Source organism: Halomonas getboli, assembly GCF_023094245.1.
Taxonomy (GTDB): Bacteria; Pseudomonadota; Gammaproteobacteria; order Pseudomonadales; family Halomonadaceae; genus Halomonas; species Halomonas getboli.
The window spans coordinates 115500-128226 of sequence record NZ_JALMEW010000001.1; the positions used below are offsets into that span (position 1 = coordinate 115500).

A 12727-nucleotide genomic window follows, 5' to 3' on the forward strand; every position below is an offset into this window, starting at 1 on the left:
AGAACAGGGCGTGAAGGAGAAAAGCTTGCGCGCCTCGCCCCGCGTGCGCGGCTGGTGCCCCGGTGCCTGGCGGCCCATGGCCACCGGCGACGGCCTGCTGGTGCGCGTGCGTCCGCCGCTGGGTCGGCTCCCCCGGGCCCGGATGCTGTCGCTGTGCGAGGCCGCCGAGAACTGGGGCAGCGGCCTGATCGAGCTGACCCGTCGCGCCAACCTGCAGCTGCGCGGCGTGACCGAGGCCGGCTGGCCCGACCTGATGGCATTTCTGGTCGAGCACGGCCTGGCGGCCCCGGACGCCGAGGGCGAGCGCCGCCCGGCGCTGCTGCTTGCCCCGGACTGGCGCGACGGCGATGCCACCGTCGAGGCGGCGCGCCTGCTGGAGCGTCGCCTGGCCGACTGGCCGGCGCTGCCGGACAAGTGGGGGCTGGCGCTGGACGCCGGCCCGGCGCCGGTGCTCGCCGACGTGCCCGCCGACCTGCGGCTGGAGCGCTCGATCGAGGGCGGCCTGCTGGTGCGGGCCGACGGGCGCGATCTCGCCACGCCGGTCGCCGACCTCGAGGCCGCGGTCGAACTGATGACGCGGCTGGCGCACTGGTTCGTCGACACGGGCGGCCTCGCGGCCGGGCGGATGCGCCGCCTCACGGCGCCGCTGCCGGGCTGGGCCGCGGCGACGGCCGCGTGGGCCGAGTCGTCCGACGACACGCCGATCCTGACGCCGGGGCCGCATCCGCACGGCCGGGTGGTCGGGCTGCCCTTCGGCCGGGCATCGGCCTCGGCGCTGCGCGCTGTCCTCCGCGACGACATCACCGGCGTTCGCGTCACGCCCTGGCGGCGCCTGCTGCTGGAAGGCGAGCCGGCGAATCCGACGCTGAACACACAAGAAAGCGCGCCGGACGAGGACCTGATCCATGACGCCCGCGACCCGCGCCTGGCCATGGACGCCTGCCCCGGCGCGCCCTACTGCGCCCAGGCCAGCGTGGCGACCCAAGGCCTGGCTCAGGCGCTGGCCGAGCGGCGCCGCGAGGGCTCGGGCGAATCAGCCGCGGGCCGGCTGCATATTTCTGGCTGCGCCAAGGGCTGTGCCCGCAGCGGCCCGGCCGCGGTTTGCCTGACCGGGCGCGACGGCCGCTATGACCTGATCCTGAACGGATGCGCCGACGACGTGCCGGTCGCGACCGGCCTCGGCGAATCCGACGTCATCGAATACTGGGAGACACGTGATGCCTCACGTCTATGAAACCGACGGACCGGCGATCTACCGGGAGTCCTTCGCCATCATACGGCGCGAGGCCGAGCTTTCGCGCTTCTCGCCCGAGGAGGAGCCGGTCGCCGTGCGCATGATCCACGCCGCCGGCCTGGTGGCGCTGGCGCCGCATGTCCACTTCCGCGACGACGCCGTGAACACGGCCCGGGCGGCGCTGGAGGCCGGGGCGCCGATCCTCTGCGATGCGCGCATGGTCGCCGAGGGCATCACCCGCAAGCGTCTGCCGGCGGACAATGCCGTGATCTGCACCCTGCACGACGAGCGGGTGCCGGGGCTGGCGCGCGAGATGGGCAACACTCGCTCGGCGGCGGCGCTGGAGCTGTGGCGGCCGCAGCTCGAGGGCGCAGTGGTGGCGATCGGCAACGCACCGACCGCGCTGTTTCACCTGCTCAACATGCTCGAGGCCCCGGACTGCCCGCGCCCGGCGGCGATCGTCGGCTGCCCGGTGGGCTTCGTCGGCGCGGCGGAGTCCAAGCAGGCGCTGTGGGAGAGCGGCGCGGCGCCCTGCGCCATCGTCGAGGGCCGACTCGGCGGCAGCGCGGTGACGGTGGCCGCCATCAACGCCATGGCGGATCGCAGCGAATGACGATGCCCGAGTCTCTCTCCTGCACTCTCCCCAGCACTATCCCCGGCACGATTTATGGCGTCGGCCTCGGCCCCGGCAGCCAGGACCTGATGAGCGTGCGCGCCGACCGGCTGATCCGCGGCGCCAGCCACGTCGCCTACTTCCGCAAGAAGGGCCGCACCGGCCACGCCCGCATCATCGTCGAGGGCATGCTGGCGCCCGGCGCCGTGGAGCTGCCGATGGAGTATCCGGTCACCACCGAGATCCCCTTCGACGATCCGCGCTACAACGAGTGGCTGGCGGCCTTCTACGAACGCCAGGTGGCCCAGCTCGTCGAGATCGCCGGGGCGGGCCACGACGTGGCGGTGCTGTGCGAGGGGGATCCCTTCTTCTACGGCTCCTTTATGCACCTTTATACCCGCTTGCAGGGCAGGGTGGCCGTGGAGGTGGTGCCCGGCATCACCGGTATGTCCGCCGCCTGGACGGCCACGGGCCGGCCCATCACCTGGGGCGACGACGTGCTGACCGTGCTGACCGCGACCCAGCCCGAGGGCCGGCTGGCCGAGCGCATCGCGCGCACCGACGCCCTGGTGGTGATGAAGATCGGCCGCCACCTCGACAAGCTGCGCCGCGCGCTGGCAAGCGCCGGCCGCGAAGACGAGGCCTGGCTGATCGAGTATGCCTCCATGGGCCGGCAGCGGGTGGTGCCGCTGGCGGAGGTCGGCGAGAGCGTGCCCTATTTCTCGATCCTGGTGATCCACGGCAACGGGAGGCGGCCATGAGCGAAAAAAACGTCGAATCACGGCCTGGCGAGCTAGCGACAGACCAGGCGGCAGCGTCTGAGACAGCGCAGTTTAGAGGGGCTAAATGAGCATTTCGAAGACGATGCCAACGCCGTATGGCCGATGCGCAGCCGGCCGTGGAGGGTGGGTGAGGATTGTCGGTCTTGGCCCCGGCAGCGAGGCGCTGATCACCCCGGAGGCGTCGGGCGTACTTGCCGAGGCCACCGACGTGGTGGGCTACGTACCCTACGTCGAGCGGGTGGCGCCGCGGCCGGGGCTGACCCGCCACGGCTCGGACAACCGCGAGGAGATCCGCCGCGCCGAGCAGGCCCTCGAGATGGCCGCCGCCGGCCGCCGGGTGGCGGTGGTCTCCTCGGGCGACCCCGGCGTGTTCGCCATGGGCGCGGCGGTGTTCGAGGCGCTGGAGGCAGGCGAGCCGGCCTGGCGGGCGCTGGACATCCAGGTGCTGCCGGGGGTCTCGGCGATGCTCGCCGCCGGCGCGCGGCTCGGCGCGCCGCTGGGCCACGACTTCTGCTGCATCAACCTCTCCGACAACCTCAAGCCCTGGGCGCTGATCGAGAAGCGCCTGCGGCTGGCCGCTGATGCCGACTTCGCCATGGCCTTCTACAACCCGCGCTCCCGCTCGCGGCCGGAGGGCTTCGCCCGCGCCCTGGACGTGCTGCGCGAGGCCTGCGGCCTTGATCGCCCGATCATGTTCGCCCGCGCCGTCTCCACGCCGGAGGAGCGCTTGCGGGTCGTCACCCTCGGCGAGGCGACGCCGGAGATGGCCGACATGCGCACCCTGGTGATGGTGGGCTCGAGTCTGACGCGGCGGATTCCCGTCGAAGGCGACGGCGCGGGCGAATGGGTCTATACGCCGCGGTCGGTGCCGTCATTCGAGGGGGATCGATGACCCAGCCAGTCCAGCACCGCATCGGGCCTATGCGCCTCGCGGCGGGCCGGCAGCGCCGGGCGGTCGATCATCAGCACCGGAACCCCCAGCGTGCGGGCGGCCTCGAGCTTGGCCGCCGCCCCCGCGCCGCCGGCGTTCTTGCACACCAGGCGCTCGACGCCGTGCTCGCGCAGCAGGGCCAGGTCGCCCTCCCGGGTGAAGGGGCCGCGGTCGACGGTCAGGGTATGGCGCGGCAGCGGCGGCGCCTCCTCGGGCAGGTCGACCAGCCGCAGCACGTAGTGGTGCTCGGGCCGGGCGGCGAAGGCGGCCAGATGCATGCGCCCGATGGCCAGCAGCACCCGCTGGGGCGGGCCGGCGAGCGCGTCCACCGCCGCCTCGATGCTCGCGACGCGCTGCCAGCGATCTCCATCTTGCGGCGCCCACGGCGGCCGGGTCAGGGCGATCAGCGCGGTGCCGGTTCGCTCGGCGGCGGCCACGGCGTGGCGGCTCATCCGCTCGGCGAAGGGATGGGTGGCATCGACCAGATGGGTGATGCGCTCGGCCTCGAGGAAGGCGGCCAGCCCGTCCACGCCGCCGAAGCCGCCCACCCGGGTCGGCAGCGGCTGGGGCTTCGGCGCGGCGACGCGGCCGGCATAGCTGAACAGCGCGGGGATGTCGCCCTCGGCGAGCGCGCGGGCCAGGGCGCTGGCCTCGGTGGTGCCACCCAGAATCAGGACCTTCATGATGACTGACGCGAACGACGCTCCCTGGCTGACGGTGGTGGGCTGGGGCGAGAGTGGCACGGCCGGGCTCACGCCGGCAAGCCGCGAGGCGCTGGAGGCCGCCGAGGTGGTATTCGGCGCCCGTCGCCACCTGCGCCTGCTGCCGCCGCTCGCCGCCGAGGTGCGCGAGTGGCCGGTGCCCTTCGCCGACGGCATCCCCGAACTGCTGGCCGAGCGCGGCCGGCGCACGGTGATGCTGGCCTCCGGCGATCCCTTCTGGTTCGGCGCCGGTGCGACCCTGGCGCGGCATCTCGCACCGGGCGAGTGGCGCTCGCTGCCGTCGCCCTCGACCTTCAGCCTGGCGGCCTCGCGGCTCGGCTGGTCGCTGGAGGGCGTAACCTGCCTCGGCCTTCACGCCCGGCCGCTGACGCGCCTGCGCCCGCACCTGCATCGCGGCCGCCGGCTGCTGGTACTGCTGCGGGACGGCGCGGCGGTGGCGGCGCTGGCCGACTGGCTCGGGCGCGTCGGCTTCGGCGCCAGCCAACTTCACGTGCTGGAGGCGCTGGGCGGCGATCAAGAACGCGTGCGCTGCCTGCGTGCCGACGCCGAGCTGCCGGACGACATCGCCCATCCGGTGGCGGTGGGGCTCGAGGTCGACGGCGACGGACCGGCGCTGCCGCTGACGCCGGGGCGGCCGGACTGCTGGTTTTCCCACGACGGCCAGATCACCAAGCGGGCGGTGCGCGCCGCCACGCTTGCCGCCCTGGCCCCGATGCCGGGCGAGCGGCTGTGGGACATCGGCACCGGCTCCGGCTCGGTGGCCATCGAGTGGCTGCTGGCCCATCCGGACAACCGCGCCCTGGGCCTCGAGCGCGATGCCGAGCGCGCCGAGCGCGCCCGCCGCAACGCCCGGGAACTCGGCGTCGACTGGCTGGAGGTAATCGAGGGCGACGCCGCGGCGCTGCTGGCAGATGAGCTTGCCGACGCACCGCCGCCCGATGCGGTCTTCATCGGCGGTGGGCTATCCGAGGCGCTGCTCGACGCGCTTTGGCCGCGCCTGCCGGCGGGCACGCGGCTGGTGGCCAATGCGGTGACGCTCGAATCCGAGGCACTGCTGGCCCACCGACAGCGCGAACTTGGCGGCGAGCTGGTACGGCTGGAGCTGTCGTCGGCGACCGCCCTCGGCAGCCGCCGCGGCTGGAAGGCCGCCTATCCCATCGTGCAGTGGCGGGTCGTGAGATGAGGGTGGCGGGTTTCGGCATGCGCCGCTCGGCCACGCTCGCCTCGCTTGCCGAGGCGCTGGAGCGGCTTGAGGCGCAATACGGCCCGGCCGACCGGCTGGCAGTGGCCGAAAGTATGTATCAGTTGGTGGAGTGCTTGGGCGAGGCGCGGGGCCTCGAGACGCTCGCCGTACCCGACGCGGCGCTGGCTGCGGCCGAGACGCTGACGCATTCCCCGCACAGCCGGCAGGCCCGCGGCACCGGCAGCGTCGCCGAGGCCGTGGCGGTACTGGCGGCCGAGCCGGGCGCGACGCTGCTCGGCCCGCGGCTGGTTTCCCCGGATCGATGCGCCACCGCCGCGATGGCCAGCGCCGCTATGACAAGAGACATCCCGGCAGGAGACACGACATGACCGTTCATTTCATCGGTGCCGGCCCCGGCGCGCCGGACCTCTTGACGCTGCGCGGGCGCGACCTGATCGCCGCGAGCCCCGTCTGCCTCTACGCCGGCTCACTGGTGCCGGAGGCGATCCTCGCCCATTGCCCGGCGGACGCTCGCGTCATCAACACCGCGCCGCTGTCGCTTGACGAGATCATCGACGAGATCGCCGCGGCCCACGCCGCCGGCCAGGACGTGGCCCGGCTGCACTCCGGCGACCTGTCGGTATGGTCGGCCATGAGCGAGCAACTGCGCCGTCTGCGCGCGCTGGGCATTCCCTACGCCATCACGCCCGGGGTGCCGGCCTTCGCCGCGGCCGCCGCCACCCTCGGCCAGGAGCTGACGCTGCCGGGCGTGGCGCAGTCGGTGGTGCTGACCCGCACGCCGGGCCGCGCCAGCGCCATGCCGGACGGCGAGACCCTGGCCAACTTCGCCCGCACCGGGGCGACGCTGGCGATCCACCTATCCATCCATCACCTGGAGCAGGTGGTGGCGAATCTTGTTCCCTTCTACGGTGCCGACGGCCCGGTGGCCATCGTCTGGCGCGCCAGCTGGCCCGATCAGAAGGTGATCCGCGGGCGGCTCGACACCATCGCCGCACGCCTCGATCCGGCCATGAACCGCACCGCGCTGATCCTGGTCGGCCCGGCGCTGGCAAGCGACGACTTCGACGACAGCTGCCTCTACGCCATCGGCTACGACCGCCGCTTCCGGCCCCAGTCGGCGGACTCGCCCTTCGCCGAGGGTGGCGCCTTTGAGGAAGAGCGCGCGGCACGAGAGGGCGGCGCATGATTCATCTGTCGCTGATCGGCATCGGCACCGGCAACCCCGATCACATCACCCTGGCCGGCGTGCGCGCGCTGCGCGAGGCCGAGCTGATCCTGCTGCCGCGCAAGGGCGAGGCCCGCTCGGACCTGGTCGACCTGCGCCGGCTGCTGTGCCGACACCTGCTCGATGAATCCGCGCTCACGCGGGTGGTGGAGTTCGAGCTGCCGCGCCGCGACGTCCGCGACGACTACCTGGGCGCGGTGGACGACTGGCACGCCGCCATCGCCGAGACCTGGCGCGAGCAGATGGCGCATCACCTGCCCGAGGGCGGGCAGGCCGCGATGCTGATCTGGGGCGACCCCTCGCTCTACGACAGCAGCCTGCGCATCGCCGCACGCCTCAAGGGCGCGGGGCCCGAGAACGAAGGCGGCATGGCGCTCGAGGTGAGCGTGGTGCCCGGCATCACCAGCCTGCAGGTGCTGACCGCCGAGCATCGCATCCCCTTGAACGCCCTGGCCGAGCCGGTGCAGATCACCACCGGGCGGCGCCTGCGCGAGCGCGGCTGGCCCGGCGACGCCGCCAGCGTGGCGGTGATGCTCGACGCCGGCGGCGCCTTCCAGACGCTGGCCCCGGAGGGCCTGCATATCTGGTGGGGCGCCTATCTCGGCATGGACAAGCAGTGCCTGATCGACGGCCCGCTGGCCGAGGTCGGCCCTACCATCGTCGAGCGCCGCGCCGCGCTGCGCGAGTGCCATGGCTGGATCATGGACGTCTATCTGCTGGCGCGTCAGCCGCTGCTGCCGGGGCCTATCGAATGATTGATATAGGGGACAAGCCGCAGCGGAGCTCCTACGCCATGGGTGAGGAGCCTTGCTCCGAACGGGCTGGCCAAGGATGGCCAGCACCGGACCTGCAAGCGGAGCAGGATGCGAGAGCGCGGCAGGGCGTCGGGAGCTACAAGGATGTATTCATCGCGTCTCCGCGTAGGCTTGTCCCCGGCATTCTCCCAGAAACACCACGTCATTCCCTCGATCGCTGGAGACCTCGATGAAGCACGTCGACCCCGAGCGCCATGCGGTGCGCATGGCCCACAAGCAGAAGATCATGAACGAGCGGATCGCCGCCGCCGACAAGGAGCAGGGCGTGCTGCTGGTGCTCACCGGTCCCGGCAAGGGCAAGAGCAGCTCCGGCTTCGGCATGGTCGCACGCGCCCTGGGCCACGGCATGAAGGTCGGCGTGGTGCAGTTCATCAAGGGCAAGTTCCAGACCGGCGAGGAGGCCTTCTATCGCTCGCTGCCGGGCGTGGACTACCACGTCATGGGCGAGGGCTACACCTGGGACACCCAGGATCGCGAGCGCGACGTGCGTGCCGCCGAGGCGGCCTGGGCCGAGGCCAGTCGCATGCTGGCCGACCCGGACTATGCCCTGGTGCTGTTCGACGAGCTCAACATCGCCCTGCGCCACGGCTATCTGGAGCTCGACCGGGTGCTCGACGACCTCCAGGGCCGCCCGGCCATGCAGCACGCGGTGGTCACCGGCCGCCACGCCCCCGAGGCGCTGATCGAGCTGGCCGACACCGTGACCGAGATGAAGGTGGTCAAGCATGCCTTCAAGGATCAGGGCGTCAAGGCCCAGAAGGGCGTCGAACTCTAGGCCGGCCTGAGAAGTGGCTGCGCTCGGCTATACGGCGTTAAAAATCAGCTCGTGCGCGAGCCCGGTCAAAGTCCTCATTTAGGGCTCCTAAACTCCGGCTTTTCGCTGATTTTTGCCTTGTCTAGCCTTCGCTCGCCGACTTTCAGGCTCGGCCTAGCCTGTTCCCGTTCCGTAGCTGCGCCACTAACGATATTGCCAGGTTCGTGGGGAGTGGCTGGATCAGCGCCGGGGGCGAGACGGCGCGAGGGGTTTTTGCCAGGGGTGAGGCGGATTCCGCCGAACGGGCTGGCCATGGATGGCCAGCACCGGCCCAGCAAGCGGAGCAGGATGCGAGAGCGCCGCTGGGCAAAAGTTAGCGCCCAGGGATGGGTTCACAGCGCCCTCGCGACGGCTTGGCGCCGGGCAAGCTCATCGTTCGCCGAGGCCGCGCTATTCCACCATCACGATTTCCAGGAGACCGCCGCATGGCAGACCCGACCGGGCGACCCGATCACGCCTTCCCCGAGGCGCAGCGCGAGGGCCTCTACCGGGCCATCTTCGAGCGTCGCGACGTGCGCGCCCAGTTCCGCCCGGACCCGATTCCGCCCGCGGTGCTGGCGCGGCTGCTCGAGGCCGCCCACCACGCGCCCTCGGTGGGCTTCATGCAGCCCTGGGACTTCCTGCTGATCGACGACCGCGCGGTGCGAAGCCGCGTGCACGCCATCTTCGAGCGCGAGAACGCCAAGGCGGCCGAGGCCCACACCGGCGAGCGCGGCGCGCTGTATCGCCGGCTCAAGCTGGAGGGCATTCTCGATAGCCCGCTCAATCTGTGCATCACCTGCGACCGCAGCCGCGGCGGCGAGCACGTGCTGGGCCGCCAGAGCATCGTCGAGATGGACCTGTTCAGCACCTGCCTGGCGGTCCAGAACCTGTGGCTGGCGGCCCGGGCCGAGGGCATCGGCGTGGGCTGGGTCAGCATCCTCGATCAGGATGAGCTGGCCGAGGTGCTGGGCCTGCCGGAGAGCGTCTATCCGCTCGCCTACCTGTGCCTGGGCTACGTCGACGAGTTCCTCGACCGCCCCGAGCTGGCCCGCGCCGGCTGGCGCCAGCGCCTGCCGCTGGCCGAGCGGGTGCACGGCAACGGCTGGGGCCAGGCGGCCGACGCGCCGGCGCTGTTCGAGGCGCTCTCGGCGCGGGAGGGCGAGGGATGAAGGCGCTGATGATCCAGGGCACCACCTCGGACGCCGGCAAGAGCACGGTGGTGGCGGGGCTGTGCCGTCTGCTGGCGCGGCGCGGCGTGTCGGTGGCGCCCTTCAAGCCCCAGAACATGGCGCTGAACAGCGCCGTGACGCCGGAGGGCGGCGAGATCGGCCGCTCCACGGCGCTGCAGGCGGTGGCCTGCGGGCTGGCGCCTCATGCCGACATGAATCCGGTGCTGCTCAAGCCCGAGACCGACCGCGGCGCCCAGGTGATCCTCGACGGTCGGGTCCACGGCCACATGGACGCGCTGGATTACCACGCCTTCAAGCGCCAGGCCCGGGAGACCGTGCTGGCGGCCTGGGCGCGGCTGACTTCACGCCATGATCTCGTCATTGCGGAGGGGGCGGGGAGTCCTGCTGAAATCAATCTTCGTGCCAATGATATCGCCAATATGGGCTTCGCCGAGGCGGTGGACTGCCCGGTGTGGCTGGTGGCCGACATCGACCGCGGCGGCGTCTTCGCCCAGCTGGTCGGCACCCTCGAGCTGCTGAGTGAAAGCGAGCGCGCGCGCACCACCGGACTCGTGATCAATCGCTTCCGCGGCGACATCGCGCTGCTCGAGCCGGGACTGGACTGGCTTACCGAGCGCACCGGCAAGCCGGTGACCGGCGTGCTGCCGCACCTGAACGGCCTGCTGCTCGACGCCGAGGACGGCCTGGGGCTCACCGAGAGCGCGGCCGAGGCGCCGGGGCTGCGGGTGGCGGTGCCGGCGCTGCCCCGGATCAGCAACCACACCGACCTCGACGCGCTGCGCCTGCATCCGCGGGTCGAGCTGACGCTGGTGGGCCCGGGCCGGGCCATGCCGCCGGCCGACGTCATCCTGCTGCCCGGCAGCAAGAGCACCGCCAGCGACCTGGCCTGGCTGCGTCGCGAGGGCTGGGAGCCGGCGATCCGCCGCCACCTGCGCTACGGCGGCCGGGTGCTCGGCATCTGCGGCGGCTTCCAGATGCTCGGCGAGGCCATCGACGACCCGGACGGCCTCGAGGGCGAGGCCGGCAGCGTGCCGGGGCTGGGGTTGCTGGCGATGCGCACCCGCATGGTGGCCGGCAAGCAGCTGCGCAACGTGCGCGGGACGCTCACTGCCCTTCATGCGGGCTCCCCGGCCGGCGAAGGCGTGGCGGTAAGCGGCTACGAGATCCACAACGGTGTCAGCGAGGGCCCGGCGCTGGCGCGGCCGCTGCTCGACCTCGACGGTCGCCCGGACGGTGCGGTGAGCGAGGATGGACAGGTGATGGGCACCTACCTGCACGGCCTGTTCGACGAGGCGCCGGCGGCCGCCGCGCTGCTGGCCATGCTGGGGCTTGCCGGCGAGGGTGGGGCCGTGGACCTGGCCGCCCACCGCGAGCGTCAGCTCGACCGGCTGGCCGATACCCTGGAGGAGCATCTCGATCCGGCCGCTATCGAGGCGCTGGCGATGGGCAGGGTCCTCGGCTACCATCGCGCGCATCGGTAAACAGCGGCCCTCGCGGCGTTTCCAACCTCCAAAGACAACAGGGTTCCATGGGCAAGCAATCAAAGGTCGCCGAGAGCAGCTGGGAAAACCTGCTGAGGATCTTCACCGTCCCCGAGGCGCCGGGATCGACGCTGAACCGTCTGGACCGTGAGATCTCGACGAATCTCTCCGGCTTCCTCGGCGAGCATATCGTCGCGGAAGAGAACGACCTGGCCATCATCGAGCAGGACTTCAGCGATGCCAGGATCCCGGAAGCGCCCGCCTTCGTGTCGGAGCAGACCCAGTTCCTGCTCGACAAGGTGGTCTCGCAGTCGGTGCATACCGCCTCGCCCAGCTTCGTCGGCCACATGACGTCGGCACTCCCGTACTTCATGATCCCGCTGTCGAAGATCATGATCGCGCTCAACCAGAACCTGGTGAAGACCGAAACCTCCAAGGCCTTCACGCCGCTGGAGCGTCAGGTGCTGGGCATGCTGCATCGTCTGATCTACGGGCAGCCCGATGATTTCTACGACAGCTGGCTGCACCACAGCGAGCGTCGCCTCGGCGCCTTCTGCTCCGGCGGCACCGTGGCCAATATCACCGCGCTGTGGGCCGCACGGAACCGGGCCTTCGGCCCCGACGGCGACTTCCCGGGCATCAGCCGCGGCGGCGTGTTCAGCGCCATGCGGCACTATGAGTGTGAGGGCGCGGCGGTGCTGGTCTCCGAGCGCGGTCACTACTCGCTCTCCAAGGCGGCCGATGTACTGGGGATCGGGCGGGACCAGATGGTGGCCGTCGAGACCGACGGGTACAACCGCATCCGGCCCGATGCCCTTGTCGCCACGCTGAAGCGGCTCCAGCGGCAGCGGATACGGCCGTTTGCCCTGGTCGGTATCGCCGGCACCACCGAGACCGGCAACATCGATCCGCTGGACGGCCTGGCCGACATCGCCGCGGAGCATGGCATCCACTTCCACGTGGATGCCGCCTGGGGCGGGCCGACGCTGTTCTCGGAGCGCTACCGGCCGCGTCTCGCCGGCATCGAACGGGCCGACTCGGTCACCATCGATGCCCACAAGCAGCTCTATGTGCCGATGGGGGCGGGCATGGTGCTGTTCCGCGAGCCGTCCGCCCTCGGCAGCATCGAGCACCACGCCCAGTACATCATTCGGCAGGGATCCCGGGACCTGGGCAGCACCACCCTGGAGGGCTCGCGTCCCGGCATGGCGATGCTGGTGCAGTCGGCGCTGAAGATCATCGGGCGTCAGGGTTATGCGATGCTGATCGACAACGGCATCGACATGGCGCGACGCTTCGCCGAGCGGATCGCGGCGCTCGAGGACTTCGAGCTGATCACCGCGCCGGAGCTCAACATCCTCACCTATCGCTGGGTGCCCGCCGAGGTGCAGGCGCGGCTGGAGGACGCCGACGAGGCGCTGCGTCAGCGCATCAACGACCTGCTGAATCGCATGACCCAGGCCATCCAGAAGATTCAGCGCGAGCGTGGCAAGGCCTTCGTGTCACGCACCCGCCTCACGCCCGAGCGCCACGGCGGCCAGGCCGTCACGGTCTTCCGCGTCGTGCTGGCCAATCCCCTGACCACCGACCAGGTGCTGCGCGAGCTCATCGAGGAGCAGCGCCGGATCGCCGCGGAGCACCTGGACGACCCCGACTTCGCCGAGCTGAAGGCGCTGCTGGCCTCCTATCGTCGCCAGGGGTGATCGTGTCCGCGCTCCGACACCGGTCCGCCGG

Annotated in this window: 13 protein-coding genes; 12 read left to right on the forward strand and 1 reads right to left on the reverse strand. The window is 71.5% G+C overall.

Annotated features, from left to right (window positions below):
- Window positions 1-25 precede the first annotated feature (25 nt).
- The 4 genes from MYL53_RS00585 to cobJ all read left to right on the forward strand — a co-directional run bounded on the left by MYL53_RS00585 (window position 26) and on the right by cobJ (window position 3521).
- On the forward strand, window positions 26-1234 hold the full coding sequence (locus tag MYL53_RS00585) for a cobalamin biosynthesis protein CobG (RefSeq protein WP_247851423.1): 1209 nt from the start codon (window positions 26-28) through the stop codon (window positions 1232-1234).
- Window positions 1218-1847, forward strand: a complete 630-nt coding sequence (locus tag MYL53_RS00590; RefSeq protein WP_247851424.1) for a precorrin-8X methylmutase — start codon at window positions 1218-1220, stop codon at window positions 1845-1847. Before MYL53_RS00585 ends, MYL53_RS00590 begins: the two co-directional genes overlap by 17 nt.
- Window positions 1844-2608 (forward strand): precorrin-2 C(20)-methyltransferase, encoded by a 765-nt coding sequence (cobI, locus tag MYL53_RS00595; protein ID WP_247851425.1) that lies wholly within the window; start codon window positions 1844-1846, stop codon window positions 2606-2608. Before MYL53_RS00590 ends, cobI begins: the two co-directional genes overlap by 4 nt.
- A gap of 103 nt (window positions 2609-2711) precedes the next feature.
- On the forward strand, window positions 2712-3521 hold the full coding sequence (gene cobJ / locus MYL53_RS00600; RefSeq protein ID WP_247852350.1) for a precorrin-3B C(17)-methyltransferase: 810 nt from the start codon (window positions 2712-2714) through the stop codon (window positions 3519-3521).
- Here cobJ and MYL53_RS00605 read toward each other — a convergent pair.
- On the reverse strand, window positions 3479-4243 hold the full coding sequence (locus MYL53_RS00605; RefSeq protein ID WP_247851426.1) for a cobalt-precorrin-6A reductase: 765 nt from the start codon (window positions 4241-4243) through the stop codon (window positions 3479-3481). The two genes, cobJ and MYL53_RS00605, sit on opposite strands and share 43 nt — an antisense overlap.
- A gap of 1 nt (window position 4244) precedes the next feature.
- Between MYL53_RS00605 and cbiE the strand changes: the two genes are divergently transcribed.
- The 8 genes from cbiE (at window position 4245) to panP (ending at window position 12696) form a co-directional block, all read left to right on the forward strand.
- Entirely contained in the window at window positions 4245-5465 is a 1221-nt protein-coding gene (cbiE, locus tag MYL53_RS00610) for a precorrin-6y C5,15-methyltransferase (decarboxylating) subunit CbiE (protein WP_247851427.1), read from the forward strand.
- Window positions 5462-5854: a cobalamin biosynthesis protein gene (locus MYL53_RS00615; RefSeq protein WP_247851428.1), complete on the forward strand. Its 393-nt coding sequence runs from the start codon at window positions 5462-5464 to the stop codon at window positions 5852-5854. The genes cbiE and MYL53_RS00615 overlap by 4 nt, the downstream gene beginning before the upstream one ends.
- Window positions 5851-6672 carry a precorrin-4 C(11)-methyltransferase gene (gene cobM / locus MYL53_RS00620; protein WP_247851429.1) on the forward strand — a complete coding sequence of 274 codons (822 nt, stop codon included), beginning with the start codon at window positions 5851-5853 and terminating at the stop codon, window positions 6670-6672. The genes MYL53_RS00615 and cobM overlap by 4 nt, the downstream gene beginning before the upstream one ends.
- Window positions 6669-7466: a precorrin-6A synthase (deacetylating) gene (gene cobF, locus MYL53_RS00625; RefSeq protein ID WP_247851430.1), complete on the forward strand. Its 798-nt coding sequence runs from the start codon at window positions 6669-6671 to the stop codon at window positions 7464-7466. The genes cobM and cobF overlap by 4 nt, the downstream gene beginning before the upstream one ends.
- Before the next feature lie 229 nt (window positions 7467-7695).
- Window positions 7696-8301 (forward strand): cob(I)yrinic acid a,c-diamide adenosyltransferase, encoded by a 606-nt coding sequence (cobO, locus tag MYL53_RS00630; RefSeq protein ID WP_016854515.1) that lies wholly within the window; start codon window positions 7696-7698, stop codon window positions 8299-8301.
- Window positions 8302-8765: 464 nt separating this feature from the next.
- The gene (gene bluB, locus MYL53_RS00635; protein ID WP_247851431.1) at window positions 8766-9491 is read left to right on the forward strand and encodes a 5,6-dimethylbenzimidazole synthase; all 726 of its coding nucleotides are present in this window, start codon (window positions 8766-8768) and stop codon (window positions 9489-9491) included.
- Window positions 9488-10993, forward strand: a complete 1506-nt coding sequence (locus tag MYL53_RS00640; protein ID WP_247851432.1) for a cobyric acid synthase — start codon at window positions 9488-9490, stop codon at window positions 10991-10993. Before bluB ends, MYL53_RS00640 begins: the two co-directional genes overlap by 4 nt.
- A 47-nt stretch (window positions 10994-11040) precedes the next feature.
- On the forward strand, window positions 11041-12696 hold the full coding sequence (gene panP, locus MYL53_RS00645) for a pyridoxal-dependent aspartate 1-decarboxylase PanP (protein WP_247851433.1): 1656 nt from the start codon (window positions 11041-11043) through the stop codon (window positions 12694-12696).
- Window positions 12697-12727: the final 31 nt, after the last annotated feature.

What these genes read in the sequence shown, in the direction of transcription:
- bluB (WP_247851431.1), top strand. Translation starts at nt 8,766, where the DNA reads ATGGCAGACCCGACCGGGCGACCCGATCACGCCTTCCCCGAGGCGCAG.
- cobI (WP_247851425.1), top strand. Translation starts at nt 1,844, where the DNA reads ATGACGATGCCCGAGTCTCTCTCCTGCACTCTCCCCAGCACTATCCCC.
- cobO (WP_016854515.1), top strand. Translation starts at nt 7,696, where the DNA reads ATGAAGCACGTCGACCCCGAGCGCCATGCGGTGCGCATGGCCCACAAG.
- MYL53_RS00590 (WP_247851424.1), top strand. Translation starts at nt 1,218, where the DNA reads ATGCCTCACGTCTATGAAACCGACGGACCGGCGATCTACCGGGAGTCC.
- MYL53_RS00605 (WP_247851426.1), bottom strand. Translation starts at nt 4,243, where the DNA reads ATGAAGGTCCTGATTCTGGGTGGCACCACCGAGGCCAGCGCCCTGGCC.
- cobF (WP_247851430.1), top strand. Translation starts at nt 6,669, where the DNA reads ATGATTCATCTGTCGCTGATCGGCATCGGCACCGGCAACCCCGATCAC.
- MYL53_RS00640 (WP_247851432.1), top strand. Translation starts at nt 9,488, where the DNA reads ATGAAGGCGCTGATGATCCAGGGCACCACCTCGGACGCCGGCAAGAGC.
- panP (WP_247851433.1), top strand. Translation starts at nt 11,041, where the DNA reads ATGGGCAAGCAATCAAAGGTCGCCGAGAGCAGCTGGGAAAACCTGCTG.
- cobM (WP_247851429.1), top strand. Translation starts at nt 5,851, where the DNA reads ATGACCGTTCATTTCATCGGTGCCGGCCCCGGCGCGCCGGACCTCTTG.
- cbiE (WP_247851427.1), top strand. Translation starts at nt 4,245, where the DNA reads ATGACTGACGCGAACGACGCTCCCTGGCTGACGGTGGTGGGCTGGGGC.
- cobJ (WP_247852350.1), top strand. Translation starts at nt 2,712, where the DNA reads ATGCCAACGCCGTATGGCCGATGCGCAGCCGGCCGTGGAGGGTGGGTG.
- MYL53_RS00615 (WP_247851428.1), top strand. Translation starts at nt 5,462, where the DNA reads ATGAGGGTGGCGGGTTTCGGCATGCGCCGCTCGGCCACGCTCGCCTCG.